This window comes from Clostridium sp. (assembly GCF_036781005.1).
Classification (GTDB): Bacteria; Bacillota; Clostridia; order Clostridiales; family Clostridiaceae; genus Clostridium_B.
The window spans coordinates 59,940-79,493 of record NZ_DAIQBT010000007.1 but is presented as its reverse complement, the minus strand read 5'-3'; the positions used below and the strand labels follow the sequence as shown (position 1 = coordinate 79,493).

General features: G+C 30.5%; 23 protein-coding genes and 1 pseudogene. 1 reads left to right on the top strand and 23 read right to left on the bottom strand.

Translation table 11 applies throughout. The features are described from left to right. The 16 genes and pseudogenes from secD to V7Q02_RS04370 form a co-directional block, all read right to left on the bottom strand. Nucleotides 1–1,275, bottom strand: coding sequence for a protein translocase subunit SecD (gene secD / locus V7Q02_RS04445; protein ID WP_333859779.1), 1,275 nt, complete (start codon nucleotides 1,273–1,275; stop codon nucleotides 1–3). Between the two features lie 147 nt (nucleotides 1,276–1,422). Then, the gene (scfB, locus tag V7Q02_RS04440) at nucleotides 1,423–2,793 is read right to left on the bottom strand and encodes a thioether cross-link-forming SCIFF peptide maturase (protein WP_333859778.1); all 1,371 of its coding nucleotides are present in this window, start codon (nucleotides 2,791–2,793) and stop codon (nucleotides 1,423–1,425) included. Between the two features lie 76 nt (nucleotides 2,794–2,869). Next, nucleotides 2,870–3,007, bottom strand: coding sequence for a six-cysteine ranthipeptide SCIFF (scfA, locus tag V7Q02_RS04435; protein WP_333859777.1), 138 nt, complete (start codon nucleotides 3,005–3,007; stop codon nucleotides 2,870–2,872). Nucleotides 3,008–3,131: 124 nt separating this feature from the next. After that, nucleotides 3,132–3,518 carry a TIGR04086 family membrane protein gene (locus V7Q02_RS04430; RefSeq protein ID WP_333859776.1) on the bottom strand — a complete coding sequence of 129 codons (387 nt, stop codon included), beginning with the start codon at nucleotides 3,516–3,518 and terminating at the stop codon, nucleotides 3,132–3,134. A 55-nt stretch (nucleotides 3,519–3,573) separates the two neighbouring features. Continuing rightward, nucleotides 3,574–3,882 carry a preprotein translocase subunit YajC gene (gene yajC / locus V7Q02_RS04425; RefSeq protein ID WP_373844703.1) on the bottom strand — a complete coding sequence of 103 codons (309 nt, stop codon included), beginning with the start codon at nucleotides 3,880–3,882 and terminating at the stop codon, nucleotides 3,574–3,576. Between the two features lie 37 nt (nucleotides 3,883–3,919). Further along, nucleotides 3,920–5,050 carry a tRNA guanosine(34) transglycosylase Tgt gene (gene tgt / locus V7Q02_RS04420; RefSeq protein ID WP_333859774.1) on the bottom strand — a complete coding sequence of 377 codons (1,131 nt, stop codon included), beginning with the start codon at nucleotides 5,048–5,050 and terminating at the stop codon, nucleotides 3,920–3,922. Nucleotides 5,051–5,064: 14 nt separating this feature from the next. Next, a complete protein-coding gene (gene queA, locus V7Q02_RS04415) occupies nucleotides 5,065–6,090 on the bottom strand; it encodes a tRNA preQ1(34) S-adenosylmethionine ribosyltransferase-isomerase QueA (protein WP_333859773.1) in 1,026 nt (341 codons plus the stop codon). A gap of 49 nt (nucleotides 6,091–6,139) precedes the next feature. Next, nucleotides 6,140–7,192: a Holliday junction branch migration DNA helicase RuvB gene (gene ruvB, locus V7Q02_RS04410; protein WP_333859772.1), complete on the bottom strand. Its 1,053-nt coding sequence runs from the start codon at nucleotides 7,190–7,192 to the stop codon at nucleotides 6,140–6,142. Nucleotides 7,193–7,206: 14 nt separating this feature from the next. Next, entirely contained in the window at nucleotides 7,207–7,797 is a 591-nt protein-coding gene (gene ruvA / locus V7Q02_RS04405) for a Holliday junction branch migration protein RuvA (RefSeq protein ID WP_333859770.1), read from the bottom strand. Between the two features lie 172 nt (nucleotides 7,798–7,969). After that, complete coding sequence (locus V7Q02_RS04400) at nucleotides 7,970–8,566, bottom strand: hypothetical protein (protein ID WP_333859768.1); 597 nt, start codon at nucleotides 8,564–8,566, stop codon at nucleotides 7,970–7,972. A gap of 52 nt (nucleotides 8,567–8,618) precedes the next feature. Next, nucleotides 8,619–9,443, bottom strand: a complete 825-nt coding sequence (locus V7Q02_RS04395; protein ID WP_333859766.1) for a ComEC/Rec2 family competence protein — start codon at nucleotides 9,441–9,443, stop codon at nucleotides 8,619–8,621. A 206-nt stretch (nucleotides 9,444–9,649) separates the two neighbouring features. Then, a pseudogene (locus tag V7Q02_RS04390) lies at nucleotides 9,650–9,787 on the bottom strand (YebC/PmpR family DNA-binding transcriptional regulator); the annotation flags it as partial. Nucleotides 9,788–9,899: 112 nt separating this feature from the next. Beyond that, entirely contained in the window at nucleotides 9,900–10,415 is a 516-nt protein-coding gene (locus V7Q02_RS04385) for a hypothetical protein (protein WP_333859765.1), read from the bottom strand. 1 nt (nucleotide 10,416) lies between these two features. Continuing rightward, nucleotides 10,417–10,710 carry a hypothetical protein gene (locus tag V7Q02_RS04380; protein ID WP_333859764.1) on the bottom strand — a complete coding sequence of 98 codons (294 nt, stop codon included), beginning with the start codon at nucleotides 10,708–10,710 and terminating at the stop codon, nucleotides 10,417–10,419. A 161-nt stretch (nucleotides 10,711–10,871) separates the two neighbouring features. Then, on the bottom strand, nucleotides 10,872–12,338 hold the full coding sequence (locus V7Q02_RS04375; RefSeq protein ID WP_333859763.1) for a cell wall-binding repeat-containing protein: 1,467 nt from the start codon (nucleotides 12,336–12,338) through the stop codon (nucleotides 10,872–10,874). 149 nt (nucleotides 12,339–12,487) lie between these two features. Next, nucleotides 12,488–12,727 (bottom strand): BhlA/UviB family holin-like peptide, encoded by a 240-nt coding sequence (locus V7Q02_RS04370; protein ID WP_333859762.1) that lies wholly within the window; start codon nucleotides 12,725–12,727, stop codon nucleotides 12,488–12,490. Nucleotides 12,728–13,034: 307 nt separating this feature from the next. Here V7Q02_RS04370 and lepB point away from each other — a divergent pair, with 307 nt between their 5' ends. Next, the gene (gene lepB, locus V7Q02_RS04365; RefSeq protein WP_333859761.1) at nucleotides 13,035–13,529 is read left to right on the top strand and encodes a signal peptidase I; all 495 of its coding nucleotides are present in this window, start codon (nucleotides 13,035–13,037) and stop codon (nucleotides 13,527–13,529) included. Nucleotides 13,530–13,934: 405 nt separating this feature from the next. Here lepB and V7Q02_RS04360 read toward each other — a convergent pair whose 3' ends face one another. From V7Q02_RS04360 to V7Q02_RS04330, 7 genes are all read right to left on the bottom strand, one after another. Further along, the gene (locus tag V7Q02_RS04360; RefSeq protein ID WP_333859760.1) at nucleotides 13,935–14,606 is read right to left on the bottom strand and encodes a hypothetical protein; all 672 of its coding nucleotides are present in this window, start codon (nucleotides 14,604–14,606) and stop codon (nucleotides 13,935–13,937) included. Between the two features lie 171 nt (nucleotides 14,607–14,777). Then, nucleotides 14,778–15,362 (bottom strand): hypothetical protein, encoded by a 585-nt coding sequence (locus V7Q02_RS04355; protein ID WP_333859759.1) that lies wholly within the window; start codon nucleotides 15,360–15,362, stop codon nucleotides 14,778–14,780. Next, nucleotides 15,356–15,883 carry a dihydrofolate reductase gene (locus tag V7Q02_RS04350; protein ID WP_333859758.1) on the bottom strand — a complete coding sequence of 176 codons (528 nt, stop codon included), beginning with the start codon at nucleotides 15,881–15,883 and terminating at the stop codon, nucleotides 15,356–15,358. Before V7Q02_RS04350 ends, V7Q02_RS04355 begins: the two co-directional genes overlap by 7 nt. Nucleotides 15,884–15,922: 39 nt before the next feature. Next, entirely contained in the window at nucleotides 15,923–16,306 is a 384-nt protein-coding gene (locus V7Q02_RS04345; RefSeq protein WP_333859757.1) for a tyrosine-type recombinase/integrase, read from the bottom strand. Nucleotides 16,307–16,469: 163 nt separating this feature from the next. Beyond that, nucleotides 16,470–17,210, bottom strand: coding sequence for a YebC/PmpR family DNA-binding transcriptional regulator (locus V7Q02_RS04340; RefSeq protein WP_333859756.1), 741 nt, complete (start codon nucleotides 17,208–17,210; stop codon nucleotides 16,470–16,472). 136 nt (nucleotides 17,211–17,346) lie between these two features. Beyond that, nucleotides 17,347–17,988 (bottom strand): YigZ family protein, encoded by a 642-nt coding sequence (locus tag V7Q02_RS04335; protein ID WP_333859755.1) that lies wholly within the window; start codon nucleotides 17,986–17,988, stop codon nucleotides 17,347–17,349. 157 nt (nucleotides 17,989–18,145) lie between these two features. Next, on the bottom strand, nucleotides 18,146–19,516 hold the full coding sequence (locus V7Q02_RS04330; RefSeq protein ID WP_333859754.1) for an aminotransferase-like domain-containing protein: 1,371 nt from the start codon (nucleotides 19,514–19,516) through the stop codon (nucleotides 18,146–18,148). Nucleotides 19,517–19,554: the final 38 nt, after the last annotated feature.

Genomic DNA, 19,554 nt, shown 5'->3' with positions numbered 1-19,554 from the left:
TTATTTTACTACCCCCTTTCTAAAATCATGTACCCCAAAGGTTCCAATAGTCTGTTTGTGATTAAACCACCCAATGTTGGCAGCAAGTTTCATAAGAGTTCTTGTGACAGTTATAGCTGTAAACATACTTAAAACCGTACCTATAATAAGTGTAAGGGCGAATCCCTTTACAGAACCTGTTCCAATGCTGTAGAGTATAAAGCCTGAAATAATTGTAGTTATATTAGAGTCTAATATGGAAGTCATAGCTCTTCTAAATCCTGCATCTATGGATGCCTTAATGGTTCTGCCGCTTTTAAGCTCTTCCTTGGTTCTTTCAAATATAAGTATATTTGCATCCACTGCCATACCAACTGTCAGCAGGAATCCAGCAATGCCTGCCAGGGTGAGGGTGACACCTATGTTGGCAAATGCAGCCAAAACTATGTATACATATAAAGTCAAAGCTATGTCTGCAATAAGTCCGGGTAATCTATAGTAAAGAAGCATAAATAACATTACAAGTCCTATGCCTATTTCCCCTGCCAATATACTAAGAGGCAGTGCATTAGCGCCAAGAGAAGCTCCTATGGTTTTAACCTGTACTGGCTTCACCGTAACCGGAAGTGCTCCCGATTTTATTAAATTTGCCTGTCTCTGTGCCTCTTTAAGGGTCTGAATGCCTTGTATAATAGCTTTGCCGTCAGTTATATGTGCATCTACTTGTGGATGAGTAAGTTTTTGCTCATCTAAATAGATAGCGATTTCTTTGCCCATAAATTTTTCAGTGGCATCTGAAAACTTCTTAGTACCATCTTTATTCAATTCTAAGTTTATTACAGCTTTACTATTATTTTGAGAATCAATGGAGGCAGTGGCATCTTTTACATCTTTACCTGTAAGTATGGTTTTATTATCAGGTCCTACAAATTTCAATTCTCCTGTTTTAGCTACGCCGTCTATTACTTCTTTAGCATCAAATTTTCCGGGTATGTCAATTCTTATTCTGTTTTTGCCTTCTCTTGCAACTACTGTTTCACTTACACCTAATTTATTAACTCTTAAGGACAAAAGTTCTATTGTTCTTTCTATGGTACTTTCATCTACATTTTTCCCTTGAATTTCCTCAAGTACAGAAACTCCCCCTTGAAGGTCAAGGCCTCTAGTTATAACTTTGCTAAAGGGTTTCAATTCATATCCGCCTAAAGTTATCCCATATGCTCCTGAATAGGCCAGAAAACCTATTATAATCAAACATAGCAAGAAAACTATGGCACTTTTCACCTTAGATTTCATTATTATCCTCCTTCGCCACTAACCAAATATTCTTCACTCTCATATATTCACATTAGCAATTATATTACTTAAAAAAAATACCGTCAATACACATGAACCCTATTAAAATACCAAATAGTATTAACTTTCTGTAAAAAATGTATAATATTAAATATTGTCTGTCATACTTCTAACTTTAAGGGCAATGGCACATTCAATTCTCTTTTTTTGCATTTTGCACCCGAGTTCATAAGGTATTTTCATATCTCCATTAAAATTATAATTATTTGCCTGACACCCTCCACTGCAGTAGAATCTAGCCCAGCATTTTCTGCACTGCGGCTTATTATATATATGAGAATTTCTAAATTCACGGGATATATCTTCTCTTAGATCTTTCCAATTACTTAGATTGCCCATTTTAAAGGCTTCATTTCCTACAAACTGATGACAGGGATATATGTCTCCTTGAGGAGTTATAGCTACATACTCATGACCTGCTCCACATCCTGATATTCTTTTATATATACAAGGGCCTCCCATAATATCTATATTAAAGTGATAAAATTTGAATTTTTTATCACCAGACTTCCAGTTCAACATCTCCTCATATAATTTGTCATATTGAGAATAGATTTCAGGTAAATCTTCTTCACGAAGAGACAGTGGATTATCTGGCGGAAGTACCACAGGTTCTATAGATATTTCCTGAAAGCCTTCATTTTGAAGAAATTTTACATCTTCAAAAAAATCTATATTATTTCTAGTAAAAGTTCCCCTTACATAATATTGCTTGGACTTGTCCCTAATTTTCACCATATGCTTAATTTTAGGCAATATAGTATCAAAAGTTCCACTTCCATCTTTTCTTACCCTTATTTTATCATTTACTTCCTTCCTACCATCTAGACTAAGTACTATATTTCCCATATTCTTATCAATATACCCCATTATTTCATCATTTAGCATAGTAGCATTGGTAGTCATGGTAAATCTTATTTTCTTATTGTTTTTAACCTCCTGTTCTTTTGCATATTCCACAATTTTCTTTATACACTGGAAGGCCATTAAAGGTTCTCCTCCAAATAGATCTATCTCTATATTTTTTCTGGGGCCTGATTTTTCTATAACAAAATCAATAGCCTTTTTGCCAATATGTGCAGGCATAAGCAGCCTTTCCCCTTTATATTCACCTTCATCTGCAAAACAATACTTACACTTTAAATTGCAATCATGAGCAATATTTAAACACAATGCCTTTATAAATGAAGGATTATTGTCTTTTAATACAATGTCCTCATATAAATCCCTTGAATAAAGTATACCCTCTTTAACAAGCTGATTTATTTCTCCGTAAGCTTCTACAATCTGGCTTTTTTCATACTTGTTTTTAAGTAACTTCACCACATAGTCCAGTTCAAACAACTTTTCATCATCCAAAATATCATATACCAATTTATCAATTTCATGTATTGCTCCAGAGTTCACATCTATTACATAAAAATATGAGCCTTGAGTAAACTTATGAATATCTGCCAAATTTCTCCCTCCTATCAATTAGTTATTATAATAAATTTTAGGCAGCAACTATTTTGTTACTGCCTAAAATTTTATGTTAGTTTTCACAAGCAAGGTTAGCAACTGTGCAGGAAGTTTTACATGCTGATTGGCACGAGTTAGCACATTCCTTACATCCTGGTTTTTTTAAACTATCTTTTATATTGCTGTTATTTATAGTTTTTATATGCTTCATATTAAACTCCTCCATGTAATTAAGTTATCTGATTGATTATAACATAAACCTAATATAAAATAAAGTTTAGCAGTTTCAGCAAAATAAAAGCATAATTTACAAGGAAAATATCCCCCTGTGATGTCTACAGATTAATTCCAATAATACCTGATAAGGCCCCTACTATAACAGCAAGCAAAACCCTTAAAAATCCACCGCTACCTATAACCATGGAGTGCCCCGAAATAATGGAGACTATATACAATATAGAGAGATACAAAATAGTCACCAATATTCCTATAAACCATCCCCTTTTTCCTATCTTCCTCACAGCATAAATGGCAGCATACATTATGCTAAGTATTGTAGTAATTAAGTAAAATATATAACTTGCCTTTGAGCTAACTTCTACAAATGTCATTACAACTGCAAAAATCAAGAGCAAAATAACTGTAATTATAAACCCTCTTAAAACCCCCTCCACTGCTGGAAGGTAATTATTATTCTTTTCCAAAATTAAAACACCCCCCATCTAATAGTATCTATGTAGATAAACGGTGCTTTATACCTGAATTTCAAACATCTTTTTATTTTTTATCAATGTCAGTAGCTTCTGGTTTTTTTGTTTCAGATAAAACATTTAATACTCCTGTTTTATCTAATTTTATTTTTACCCTGTCAGGTCCTGTTTGAATAGTCAAAACTTTATCCTGTATATGTGTAATCTTACCTATTATACCGCCTTTAGTCATAACTTCATCATTTACCTTCAGTTCTTGCAGCATAGCATTATACTTTTTTCTTCTCCTGCTTTCTGGCAAGAATATAAGCAGATAAAAAAATGCTAACACAATTATAAGCGGTGCCAATCTATACAATGACTCCAAAATTTTCACCTCCTTTTACAAGAAATAAATTATATATGAAAACTATTTAAGCTGGTTCATTCCATTCTTTAAGTTTTTTCATCTTGTATGCAGAAAAACAGCTTTTATCAATAGCCTCTCTTATTTCCCTCATTAAATTATTATAAAAGTACAGATTATGTATTACACAAAGTCTCATGGCAAGCATCTCCTTTGCCTTAAACAGATGTCTTATATAGGCTCTGGTATAATTTTTACAGGTAGGACATCTGCACTCATTGTCAATAGGATTATCATCCAATTCATATTTTGCATTTAGAAGATGTATTACACCATGGGATGTAAATACATGAGAATGTCTGCCATTTCTTGAAGGCATTACACAATCAAAAAAATCCACTCCTCTTTCCACAGACTCCAGTATATTAGCCGGAGTACCCACTCCCATTAAATATATTGGTTTATTTTGTGGAAAGTTAGGAACTACTTTTTCCAGAACTCTATACATTTCCTGATGGGTTTCTCCTACGGCAAGCCCCCCTATAGCATATCCATCCAGTTCCATGTCACTTATTATCTTTGCGTGTTCAACCCGTATGTCATCATATACTCCCCCCTGATTTATACCAAAGAGCATCTGTTTCTTATTTATAGTATGGGGCATGGAATTTAACCTGTCAATTTCAGTTTTACAGCGTTTAAGCCAACGGGTAGTTCTTTTCACTGAATCTTCAATATATTCTTTAGGAGCTGGATTTTCAACACACTCGTCAAAAGCCATGGCTACTGTAGATGCCAGGTTACTTTGAATTTTCATGCTCTCCTCCGGTCCCATAAATATTTTTCTGCCATCTATATGGGAATTAAAATATACTCCTTCTTCTTTTATTCTTCTCATACCTGAAAGAGAAAATACTTGAAAACCCCCAGAATCAGTTAGAATAGGTTTATCCCAATTCATAAATTTGTGCAGTCCTCCAAGTTTTCTGATTACTTCATCTCCAGGTCTTAAACTTAAATGGTAAGTGTTTGAAAGTTCTATCTGACATCCTATTTCTTTTAAGTCTCCAGCTGAAACTGCTCCTTTTATGGCTGCCAGTGTACCTACATTCATAAAAACCGGAGTCTGAACTATTCCATGCGGCGTAATGAATTCACCTCTCCTTGCACTTCCATCCTTTTTAAGCAATTTATACATCTAAGCACCTCACTTCACTTTATGAACATGGCATCCCCAAAACTAAAAAAACGATACTTTTCCTTTACCGCCACATTATAAGCATGCAGCGTATTTTCTCTTCCGTAAAATGCACTTACAAGCATTATAAGAGTGGATTTGGGAAGGTGAAAATTTGTTATAAGTTTATCTACTACTTTATATTTATATCCCGGATATATAAATATATCTGTCCATCCTGACTGCTCCTTCACCCTGCCCATTTCATCTCCTATGGTTTCAAGAGTCCTGCAGGAGGTGGTTCCCACAGAAACCACGCTGTGGCCACTTTCTTTAGCTTTATTTATCATATCTGCAGTTTCTTTTGACATGGAATAAAATTCAGAATGCATGATGTGCTTCTCTACATTTTCCACTTTAACAGGTCTGAAAGTACCAAGCCCTACATGCAATGTTAAAAATGCCAGATTGATTCCCTTTTTCTTAAGATCATCCAACAACTCTCTGGTAAAATGAAGTCCTGCTGTAGGTGCTGCAGCGGATCCTTCTTCTTTAGAATAAACAGTTTGATATAACTCTTTATTCTCCAGTTTCTCCTTTATGTACGGTGGAAGTGGTATCTGTCCCAATTGATCCAATATTTCTTCAAATATTCCCTCATACTCAAATCTGACTATTCTATTTCCATCTTGTTTTACATCTATTATTTCAGCTTTCAACTGTCCTTCCCCAAAATAAAACCTATTTCCAACCTTGGCCCTTTTACCAGGTTTAACTAGAGTTTCCCAGGTACAGCTATCCTTTCTTTTTAACAGCAAAAGCTCCATTTTACCTCCTGTATCTTCTCTTACCCCTATAAGTCTGGCAGGTAAAACCCTGGTATCATTTAATACAACACAGTCTCCTGGATTTAAATAATCTATTATATCTTTAAATACCTTATGAGAAACTTCACCAGTTTTTTTATCCAGCACCATAAGCCTCCCTTCATCTCTTTGTTTCAAAGGCTTTTGTGCAATTAATTCCTCTGGTAAATAAAAATCAAAATCTGTAACCTCCAATTAAGTTTCACTCCATTTCATCCTGTGTAACACATTTTCATATGTAAAATTATACTTCGCCATCAAATAAAGATGACTGTTTTAAATTTTTATGATACACATTACTGCTTTTTCTAGTTTTATTGAAGTGCTTATAAGCACTATCTGAGGCAACTCTTCCTCTGGGAGTTCTGATTATAAACCCTTTCTGAAGAAGATAGGGTTCATATACGTCTTCTATAGTATCCAATTCCTCCCCTATAAAGTAGGCAAGAGTTTCTATGCCAACAGGTCCTCCATTAAAATTATCTATAATAGCTCTTAATATTTTATTGTCTATGCTGTCAAAACCTTCTTTATCTACTTCCAACAACTCCAGTGCAGCCCTGCTGGTTTTTAAATCTATTATCCCATTTCCCTTAACTTCAGAATAATCTCTTACTCTTTTCAAAAGTCTATTGGCGATTCTCGGGGTGCCTCTGGATCTTTTTCCTATTTCTACTGCAGCTTCAGGTTCTATTTTTATTTGGAGTATATTACAGGATCTAATTACAATTTCACTTAATTCCCCTTCATCGTAAAAATCCATAGGACATAAAACGCCAAATCTATCTCTTAGGGGGGCAGTCAGTAGTCCTACTCTAGTAGTGGCTCCTATGAGAGTAAATCTTGGCAAATCCAATCTTATGGATTTGGTAGCTGCCCCCTTTCCTATGACTATATCAAGTGCATAGTCTTCCATAGCTGGATATAGTATTTCCTCTACACTTCTATTCAATCTGTGTATTTCATCTATAAAAAGTACATCCCTGTCATCAAGTCCTGTAAGTATTGCAGCCAAATCTCCTGCCCTCTCTATGGCAGGTCCTGAGGTAATCTTTAAATTCCCACCCATTTCAAGAGCAATTATATTGGCCAGTGTAGTTTTGCCAAGCCCTGGAGGGCCGTAAAACAGTACATGATCTAAAGCTTCTTTTCTATTTTTAGCAGCTTCTATAAATATTTTTAATTTTTCTTTTACCTTTTTCTGTCCTATATACTCCCCGAGATTTTTAGGCCTTAAACTGTACTCACCTTCTGAATCGCCTTTAATATTAAGTGGAGTAACTATTCTGTCTTCCATACCCATCACCTAACCTAATTCATTAAAAATTTCAAAGCATTTTTTATCATTGATTCAATTGAATCATTGTTATCTATGAAAGCAACCGCTCTACCTGCCTCCTTTTCAGAGTATCCAAGGGCCATAAGAGCCTCTAAAACTTCTGCTGTCTCTTCTTTTTCGGAAATCTGTCCATGATTTTTTTCGTTGTCTATAATTTCCTCGGGTTTCATCTTATCTTTAAGTTCCAATATAATTCTTTGGGCAGTTTTTTTCCCTATTCCTGGAGCCCTTGATAAAATTTTTTCATCTCCAGATATTATAGCATATTTCAAATTATTAACACTGCTTATAGACAAAAGGGAAAGTGCAGCTTTTGCCCCTATACCGTTTATGGCAAGCAAAAGATTGAACATATTGATTTCTTCCTTTGTCAAAAAACCATACAGTCCTATAAAATCCTCTCTCACTATTTGCTGAAGATATAAAGTTATATTTTCATCTATTTTGGGAGTTTTGGCAATAGTACTTCCAGAGGTATTTATCTTATATCCTATTCCGTTATTTTCAACTACTATGTAATCTTTACTTACGCCTTTATATATGCCCTTTATATATTCATACATCCAGAAACTCCTCCAAAATTTGAATTATTTAATTTTAGTGTAACATATACTACTTTATCATGGAAAATACTTTAGTTCAATGAAATATTTTAAAATTAAGGTTCGTCCAAAATTTTGCACTATAACAATTATATCATTAAGTGAAAAACAGAAAAAGCCCTGGAAGCCGCTATTACTCATAGTCTTCCAGGCGTGACTGTGCTTCTTCTCTTGTATTGCACTGAAAATACTTATCTCCTTTAGTTAAAAGCTTAATATCCTCTTCCTTCAACTTTTTTGTTTTTATATCAGTTATATCCGTATTTTCATTTTCTATAAACATATTGCCTTCTTTATCAGTCTTATATATGGCAATAAATCCATTCTTTATGCCAAGAACATATTTGTCCGGAGCATATTTATCCATTTCTTTCACCAGTATTACCTGCTGTACATCAAATTTTTCTATTTTATATCCTGCATTTTTATAGGTATTTTGAACTTCATCCTTATTCTTTCCGGAAAGTTCTCCTGCGGACTCTTCTCTTTCTATCTTATACTCTCCACTTTTGTTATATTTAATTTTAAATATAATTTTTGCTTTTTCTGAAACAGTAGTAGCTACACTAGAATTTGTCTTTACAGTTTCTTTATTTTTTTCCTTAACTTGAAGTAATTCTTTCTTCATGTTTGCATTCTGAAATCCCGTAACACATATATAACAGCTTAAACTAAAAATTAAAATAGTAAAAATGACCAATATTACCGTACGTAATTTTCTTTTATCCATAATATCCCTCCTTATCGAATATTATGGACAATTTATTGTAAAATTATACATATTACTTTAATCTTATACTAGTATAATTTCTGTCACAATATAAGGTCTTATTTTTAATAAATATATTACCTTGCTTGTCTGTCCTCCAAACTGTAATTCCCCTATTTATTAATCTATTTTCTACCACTTTATTGGGAGTACTTTTATTACTTGTAATAATGGCTACTTTAGGATTTACTTCTTTTAAAAATTTTTCAATAGTACTTGTATGAATTCCATGGTGAGAAACTTTAAGTACATCACATTTTTTTAGTTTCCCCAATTTTATCATACTTTCTTCTTCACCTTTTTCACAATCTCCTGCAAAAAAATAATTAAGCTGACCTACACTGCCTTGTAATACAACGGAGTTGTTGTTTTCTATGTTACTGTCTTTATACAAAGGAGCTACAGCTTCAAGATTTATCCCCTGTGATTTCAATCTCCAACCTTCACCTATATATTCTACGGACACACCCTTTTGAAGCAATTTATTCATTATTATATATTTAATGGGATTTTCATGTGCCGGAAGATATACTCTACCTACTTTTTTACATTGCACTATTTTCATTATACCCTCATAGTGATCACTATGGTAGTGAGTCAATATTATGCTTTCTATTTTATCTATATTATTTAAATCCAAGTATTTTATCACTTTCTTACTATAATATTTTGCCCCTGTATCTATTAAAAAACACTTACCTTTTACCTTTATTAAAACGCAGTCGCCCTGCCCCACACTTAAAAAATGCACTTCACATTTTTCATATACTGCAGAAACCATAGTATTCATGCTTATCGCTAATATAAATACAGCAACAATCGTTATTATTTTTTTCATAATAACTTATTCCTCCATATTTTTTTAAATAACAGCATCTTAAAATATATTTTCCCCATGAATTTTCTTTCATATTCTAAAAATCAAAAAGGGCGCCCCTATGGAACGTCCTTTTTATAGTATACTATACATTAATACATCAAAAACACCTTTAAATGTGTATAATTTATACACTTAAAGGTGTTATATGTAAGCACGATATTACATTATCCTTCAAACTCATCAGGAAAGTCTGCATTGTGATATACACTTTGAATATCATCATCATCTTCCAGCTTATCTATAAGTTTTTGAACTTTTCCTGCTGCCTCCACATCAACAGCCACCATGTTATCCGGTATCATTATGTAATATATATCATTATCAAATTTTTTATCAAAACAATGTACCATAGCATCGTTTATCATAACTATTTTACTAAATATTAAGATTTGATGGCTATATACATCACTAATATTATACATTTTCTGCTGTAATTTTAATTAATCCTTCTAAACTCTTGTCTCTCCCTGTAACTTTCCACGCTGCACCCATCTTTATAAATCTATTATTTATTTTAATTTGCTCTGTAATAGAATCTAATGGAACTGTAACTACTATAGTTCCAGTGGGTAAAATTATGTACTGACTTGCTTGAGTATCTAAGGTTTTTGTTTCTATGTATCCAGTAACAATATTCATGGATGTATTAATGCTAAAATTAATATTGTAAGGACACTTTCTCACAGTATATATATTATAAACGCCATTAATATTCTCACTTTTTGTAATAACCAGGTAATTCATGTTATTATATTTTATCATATCACCCTGGTTAAGATTATTTATAGTTAAAAAATACTTTGTATCTATAGAATTGAACTTATCATCTATCTCCTTAAATATACCAATAATATTACTATTATTATTTAATACACATGTCTTTCCCACTCTTTTCAATGCCTGGTTGAAATGATTTAATACTGTATTCATTCTATATCATCACCTTACTATTTTTAGTAAATAACATAAATACATTAGAATATTCCTCTGTATCACTATCTGGAATTGAAGCAATTCTATCCTTTATTTTCTGAATTCTCATTTCCACTAACTTATAACATTCAGCCACATTTAAATTATTTATACCATCTTCTACTTTTCTCATTAGATCAATATCATTACTTAAAGATTCCAATATGTCAATTATTGCAAGTAACAAATTACACTGCATTGCTTCTTTATTATATGTATTTGTAGAAGCTAAATTATTTTCCTCCAAATACATTGTATATACATCATCTGTAAAGTAATCTTTATTATTTAATTCTATTTTTAATCTTTCTAATACGGTCTTCTATATCTACTTCCTTTCTTGATTTTAAAATATAAAAAAGGCATCACATTTTTGTGATACCTTTAAATTTTTATTTATTTTTGATGGTATAATTATTGATATTGGCTCAAAATTTCAGGATCATCACCTATATCTTTTATTTGTTGTCCTTCGGGAGTTACAATATAGTAATCATCATAAGATCCATAGTTAGGTGCACCATAATATTTGTGTTTATTCACAATTAGATCTCCAGCATAAAGTCCACTCTGAATTATTTTTAAGGAATTTCCATCACATACAAAATGCTCATTTTTATTTTCTATATCCACAACGTGTATTGAGTATGAGGTAGCCCAAGCCGCAGACATAAAATAAATTTTCTTTTTATCTAGTGAAAACTGTGGATTTTGGATAAAAGCAATCACATCCTTTATATCTTCAGCAGAATGTGATGAAACTAATAATTCTTCTGTACCATCAGAATACTTTAACCAAAGTTCATTATTAGTTGCATCTCCAGCTCCAGTGGAAATCAAAGGTTTATCTGTATCTTTTAATACTATTTCTGAAGGTTCATTACCTATAATTTGATTTACAACATAATCACTTAATACTCCAGTTCCACCTAGTACATTTATACTACTTACTTTATTATCACTATTATCACTAATAAAGCTATTTATACTACTCTGGTTACTATCTCCAACTAATATTATTGGATTTCCATTTATTCCTGCCAAAGCTGAACCACTTAACGCATCTGCAAAATTACTATTACTAGCTAAATATAAATTACTTAAATCTATACTATTATTATATGTTGAATCCTTTATAATTTGGTTAACTATGTCTACTGGATTATCACCTTCTAAGAAATGAATCATAGTAAAAGAAGGACTAACTACAAAATTTTCATGTAATACCTCATTTCCAAAATTTTCAGTACCAACAACATTAAAATATGCTTCACAATTATCATTACCATAATTACTAACACTACTAGGTATCGTACCATCTGATGCTATTAATAATATAGGTGCTTGCATTTTAGAAGCTATAGGAGCTATAGTTAAAGCATCTTCCCAATCTTCTCCACTCAGTACAAAGGCATTTGTAACATTTCCTAATTCCTTTGCAACATTAACAGATGTTTCATATCTATCTTGTCCATAAATTCTTCGAGTATTTACTCCTAAAGTTTTAATTGCATTGTCCACATTATCAGATATTACACTCAAGCCACCAATAATAATAACATTTTTAACACCCAAAGTTTGTAATTCTTGTTTAGTAGAATCAGTTAAACTGTTTGATTCCGTCAGTAAAATCGGTGCATTGTATTTCTTTGCTAACGGACTTGATACTATAGCATCAGGAAAATCTTCACTATTCACAAGAATTGCAACATTACTTTGAGACCATCCTTTACTTATAATCGCATTACTAGTTTCATACCTATTTTGGCCTGCAATCCTATTTACAGTAATATTACTTTGTGCAAATACTTTATTTGAATATACTAAAGCAAATATCATAACAATAGAAGTCATTATTAATTTAATTCTTTTTGACAACACAATAGATTCCCCCATTTTATATTTATTAACACTTTATTCATATAATATTAATATTCTACAAATTATAGTAAAATCCTTCTAAAATATTCTATTATATCAACTTTTTTCTCTAAATATCCATAATGGGATACTACTCCTGAGATTATAACTTATTTGAGTTTATACTTTATTTCCTCTATATCATTTTTTACATATTTTATAATATTAAGATTATTAGACAAAGTTGTAATAGTATCCTGATATCTTCTTTCTCTACAAGCATTTTCTGCCTGAACCTTGTCCACAAAATTCTTGTAGTCCTGTCGACTATAATGCCAGAATATAATCATAAGTCCCAAGATAGAGGATACTTTTACTATCTCTAAGAATATAGTATCTATATTAATCATTCCCCCCCCTATTTTATAATGTGTATCTTCTACGACACATTAACTAAATTTTTACTCCATCAATCTATATATATCTAATTTTTCATTTTTAAAAATCTAGTAATACCAACGCTTTCAAGAGGTCACTTTCTTAAAAAATCGCATTTAATGTGCCTTAAAATTTGAAGTAGTGTAAAATTGTATACCTTAAATATAAACATGGCTTAAATTGGCTCTATGAGAGTTTAAATTATTTTTAGTGGCATTCCATTATTTGCTTACTAGAATTTTATTTAGTATAATCTAAACAAAGGAAGGTGTTTACTTTATGAAAAAATTTTTAAAAGAATACTATTCTTCAATTTTAGTTGTTGTAGTGATTTTGGCAGTAAAATTATTTGTTGTTGATACTGCAAAAGTAGATGGAATGTCTATGTACCCCACTCTAACGGATAGAGACAAACTGGTAATTGATAAATATTCTGCTATAACTAAGGATTATAATTATGGTGATATCATTATATTCCATCCATATACTGGCAATAATGTTTTATATGTAAAAAGAATTATAGGATTACCAAATGATAAAATTACTATTAATGACGGCAAAGTATTTGTAAATGATAAGGAATTAAGTGAAAAATATTTACCATCTGATATAGAAACATATAGTGACATTACCTCTTTTACAGTACCCGACAATGAAGTTTTTGTTTTAGGTGATAATAGACCTAATAGTTATGATAGTAGATATCTTGGTAGTATTCCTATAGATAGAATTAAAGCTAAAATGCTTTGTGATATAAATAATATTTTTAGATAGGACAAGATATAAAGTTTCCTCTTTTATTCTTTTAATCAATATATAATTGTTAACTTATTGTGGAGCAGCATAGTGAAATATAAATTAATCATATAATCCACTATGGGGTATGGGGCGAAAAAGAGCATTTTCCCCGACCAAGGGGATAAATGCGAAGCCCCATGTTGTTATATCTATCTTTCACTTTTAATATATTTATATAGTACTTTTACGAAAATACCAAAAGTTCTGGCGTTATGTCTTTGCTCCGTGAACTACGCAAATCCAGAACACCAGAGAATATCTTATTTAATTTTTTGTACCACAAATCATATATATAATTTATTTTTTATTTTACTATATTTTCAAATTTAATTTTTTCGTACATTTTCCTATATAATATATATAGAAGATTGTACGATTTTTTCATGAAACCTTTTTGTAGGTACCATTTTTACCCGTTTTATACTTATTAAATAATTCTATAAAATAATTGTTTTTTCTTTTAAGATTATCCACATCATTTCTACTAAGTCCAGTTTTTTCAACTATATTCTTAATTTTTAACACTTTACCAATCTTCCACTTATTAACAATAAAGTCCTTTAATATTTGTGCCTTATCTCCATTTTTTCTATTACCAACTTTACTTTCTGCAAACTCAGGTTGAATATCATTTATTATATTTATTAGATTTCCATTCTTAGGAAATAATTTTTCTAACATGTCTAAAATTAAAGGATTGATTGAAAATACATTAACTTCTATTTTATCTTTGCAATTATAATTCCTTAATTTTGTTCTATGTATCTCTTGATAGAAATTTGTTATTACAGATAAGCTTTTAAAATGATTTAAAGTTGCACGTCCATACTCCCAACATTTAAATTTACTACTATATACATTATTTCCATATTTTTTGTAACTTCTATCTTTAACTTCTAAAGATTCACTATATTCTTCTGCTTTTTTAATATCTGCATAATTTTTTAATATATTATTGAATTCAATATTAGATGTAGATAACCACTGGATAACATATTCATAATCTGGCAATGTGCTCCAACCTATTTGAAACATCTTAGTACATTCTTGCATTACATTATTCCCTTTAATAGCTCCAAAATAATGGATTTCATTTTCATTAAGTCACGGAATACATTCCTTATGTTTTAATAACTTGCTCAAAATAACTGATTGTTCACTATAGCTAACCACATATACCTTATTAAAACCTTTTATTCTATTATTTATAAATTTGGCACAAGCTTATGGTAAATATCTCATATCTTTAAATTTGATTTTACTTATTTTGTGTTTATTGTATACATTTATTTGAAGATTATTATAAATTCTGGTATTTTCTATGTCTAGAAATTTTATACTACCATTATTATACATTTTTGGATATAGTGGATCATATAAAGTAGTTCCATCAAAAATTATGATCTTAAAAGTATCTGAATACATTTCTTTAAAATCTCTACTTGCTATCGTACAAATGAATTCTTTCCTTTTTTCATAAACATAAAATCCACCTTCTGTAAGTATAGTATGTATACTATTTAATTCTTTTCTCATATTATATTTTCCCATATATTTATCCCATAAGTTCATGAATTCAATATCGTTTAAACAAATATTTTCGTTGTTAATATTAGAAACTATAAATCTTTTGTATTTGCTTCTTAATCTTTGCATTTTGCCCATTATAATATCGTCAATTTGTTTAAATTTATTTTCTAATTTAGTTTTATCTTCTACATTTTCATATTGACCATCTTTATTTTCTAATTTCCATTTTTTATAACGTTTTATATTTTCTCCACTTAAGTACCAATCTTGCCTTAGCATATGTTTTTCCACTGGTTCCTACTTTTTTTGCTACTATATATCTTGTAGTTCCTTTTTCTCTCATAAGTATAATATGTATATGATATTTCATTCTCAATTCTTTTTTCATAAGTTTTTACAAAGTCATTTTTATCAATTTGAGGGAAATAAACATTACCATCAATTATTTTATCAATTACAGTTAAGTATATTTTATCTGAATAAGGTAACGCCTCTTTGTATACTTGCCCTCCACCAGCAACAAATACTTCATCTTCTCCTTTCACTAAATCGAATGCTTCAGCCAAAGATTTTACAGTTGTACAATTATCAGCTACTATATTTACAGTATTTGAAATAATAATTGTCTCTCTATTTGGCAATGGTTTTCCTATCTCTTGAAAAGATTTTCTACCCATAATTATTGTTTTTCCAGTAGTTAGCTCTTTAAATCTCTTCTGTTCCCCTTTTATCTTCCATGGTATTATTCCATTATTACCTATAACATTATTTTTTGATACTGCCACTATTAATGAAATCATAATTAAATTTCCCCAATCTTAATTTACTCTAACTTATCATTACACATTAACTTCTAATAGCATCTTAATAACCTCAGTGTCCATAAATGTATTAACAACAACTTTAGGTTCCTTTTGCCAACTAACTCTTTTACATGGATTATTATTTACATATTCCTCCTGCTCACAATACTTATATAATCCTCTTAAACTTTTAAGTATTCCATTAACATATGTTTCTTTACATCCTTTATTAGTCAAATATTTTAAATAATTTTTAATTTGAACATGTGATACTTGTTCTAAAGTTATAATTTTATATTCCTTTTCTAAATAATTAAAAAACAACTTAATATTATTCCTGTACTCTTTAATAGTTCTTGGAGAATACTTTTTAATTTCACACTCGTAAATATACTCTCTTAATAAATCTCTTAATAACAAAAAAACCACTCCTCATGTAAATTGGATATATATTACATGAAAAATGGTTATCGTATTCACTAAACATTAAAACCTCAATATTTATCTATAGTGATGATAAACATTTAGGTTTTTTCCCTGTTTGAAAACTTCCTAAACCATATGTAAACCGTTGATTTTCCTATTATCCTTCAAACTCATCAGGAAAATCTGCATTGTGATATACACTTTGAACATCATCATCATCTTCCAGCTTATCTATAAGTTTTTCAACTTTTCCTGCTGCCTCCACATCAACAGCCACCATGTTATCCGGTATCATTGTAATTTCTGAGGATATAAATTCAAGCCCCTCATTTTCCAGTTTTTCTCGTACACCACTGAAATCCTCTACAGTTGTAATTATTTCAAATACTTCCTCTTCAGCATTGAAATCCTCTGCCCCTGCATCTAATGCCTGCATCATAATTTCATCTTCATCCATATCATCTTTTCTTTCCACTACCAACTGGCCTTTGGTCTGAAACATCCATGATACACATCCATTAGCTCCCAGATTGCCTCCTTGTTTTGAAAATATACTTCTAACACTGCCTGCTGTTCTATTTTTATTGTCTGTTAAAGCCTTAACTATTACCGCTACTCCATTTGAACCATATCCTTCATAAACTATTTCCTCATAGCTTACTCCTTCCATTTCTCCTGCACCTTTTTTAATAGCTCTATTTATTGTATCCTGAGGCATATTATTAGATTTAGCTTTTGCTATAATATCTCTCAACTTAGAGTTAGTATCTGGATTTGATCCTCCATCTTTAGCTGCAATAGCCAATTCCTTTCCTATCTTAGTAAATATTTTACCTTTTCTTGCATCTGCTTTGCCTTTTTTTGCTTGTATATTATGCCATTTTGAATGTCCTGACATATAAATTTCCCCCTAACTGCCATGTATACTTATTATCCGAAGGTATTATATCACATAAACCTAATTATATACAAACTTGGCTATGAATAATTCCCATAAATCATATTAATAGCTAAAATTACTTGATTTTTATAATTTACTTCACAAGCCTATTGTCCATTTTGAAGTAAAACTCTTCATCTCCAACTATTACTTCACATTTTCCATTTGTAGCTTCTATAATTTCATTTATTAATTTATCCACATCCTCTACAACACAATTTATAGATACTTTTACCTTACCTGCATATTCTATATTCTCTATATAGATTAATTTTTGTTCAAACATGTATTGTAATTTTCCTAAATTAGCATACTCTATAAATATATCTACAGAAGACCCCTGTACTTTTTCAACTATTTTTCCCTGAGCAATTGCTGAAATTGCAGCCTTTGAATAAGATTTAATAAGTCCCGCCTTTCCAAGCAGCGTACCTCCAAAATATCTCGTAACAACTATAACCACATCTGTTATCTTATTCTGCTTTATTATTTCTAATATAGGTATTCCTGCAGTTCCCTGTGGCTCTCCATCATCATTATATCTTTGTATATTCATTTTTTGTCCAATTATATAGGCATACACATTATGTGCTGCCTTAGAATTTTCTGACTTTATTTTTCCTATAAATTTTTTAGCTTCATTCTCTGTACAGACCCTTTTTATATTACCTATAAATATAGATTTTTTTTCCTCAAATCTAGAATTAGCTTCATCTTTCACTGTAAAATAACTCACAATAACCCACCTTTCCCAATTCACAATTTACAATTCACAATTCACAATTCACAATTCATAGTTTACGATGTACATTACTTATAGACAAACTCCACCTGAACCTAAGAATTACTTGATTTAAAAGAGCTGAAGTGAGGCTTCCAACTGAATCCTTGAATCATTTGATTATCTCACTTAATGTTTTTATTCCATATTCTATTTCTTTTTCATTTGTATGAGAAAAGCCTATTTTAAAATAATTTTTTCCTTCCAACGCATTTTTATAAAATAAAAGTCCAGGGGTAATTAAAATTCCTCTATCTTTTCCTTGCCTAAAAACATCTATAGAATTTAATTTTATATTTTCTTTAATTTTTAAATAAACATGCAATCCTCCCCCTGGTTCTAAAAATTCTACCTTGTCTCCTAAATACTTCAGTATACATTTCTTCATATAAGTATATCTTTTTTTATAAGCACAATTTAAAGTTTCTATATAATTTTTCCACAATCCTTTTCTAATATATAAATCCAAAGCTCTCTGCATAATACTTGATGTGGATATATCCGTATTAATTTTAGAATTTTGAATACTCTCCTTAAATTTTTTGGGAGGTATTAAATATCCTATTCTTATACCTGGCAAAAATATTTTTGAAAAACTCTTTATATATACCACCCTATCGTTATTATCTAAACTTTTAAAACTATTATACCTTATGCTGTTATCATAAATTAATTCTGAAAGATAATCATCTTCTATTATATAAAAATCATATATTTGTGCCAACTTTAATATTTGGATCTTTTTATAATTACTACAACTTATTCCTGTAGGATTTTGAAAATAACTCATGGTATAAAAACATTTTATGTTGTTTTTTTTAAGTATTTTTTCAAACTTGTCCACATTAATTCCATCTTTTTCAACAGGTACCTCAAAGATCTCTGTTTTTCTCCATTTAAATACTGATAAAGCACCACTATAAGTTGGTTTCTCAACTATTACACTATCATTTATATTTAATATTGCCTTTGAAATCAAATCTATTCCCTGCTGTGCCCCGGAAATTATAAGTATATCTTCTTTATCAACACTATTATTCCAAAAAACACTACTTATGCTGCTTCTAAGACCTTCATATCCCAAAGATTCCTGACAAATTAAAGCTTTAGCTCCATCCCTATCCAACACTTCATTTAAAACATCTTTGAAAAAATCTATTTGAAAAAATTCCCCACTGGGAGTTTCTCCTGTAAAATCTACATAATGTACCTTTTCCTCATTAAATATCCTTCTTAAAGCTTTAGAATATTCCCTATTAAAGTTCTTATGTACATCCTTTTTTTTGGCATAAGTGCCACTTCCTATTTTTTGAATTGCATATCCCTCAGCTTGAAGTTTTTTATAGGCATTTATCACCGTAATATTATTTACATTCAAAAGTTTAGCTAAATTTCTTATAGAAGGCAATCTTTCTCTATCCTCTATTATATTGGCATCAATTAATTTTTTTATATGTTTTTCTATCAACAGATACTTGGGCATTTCTCCTTCCTTTAGATGTATAAAATATTTGTCTAAGA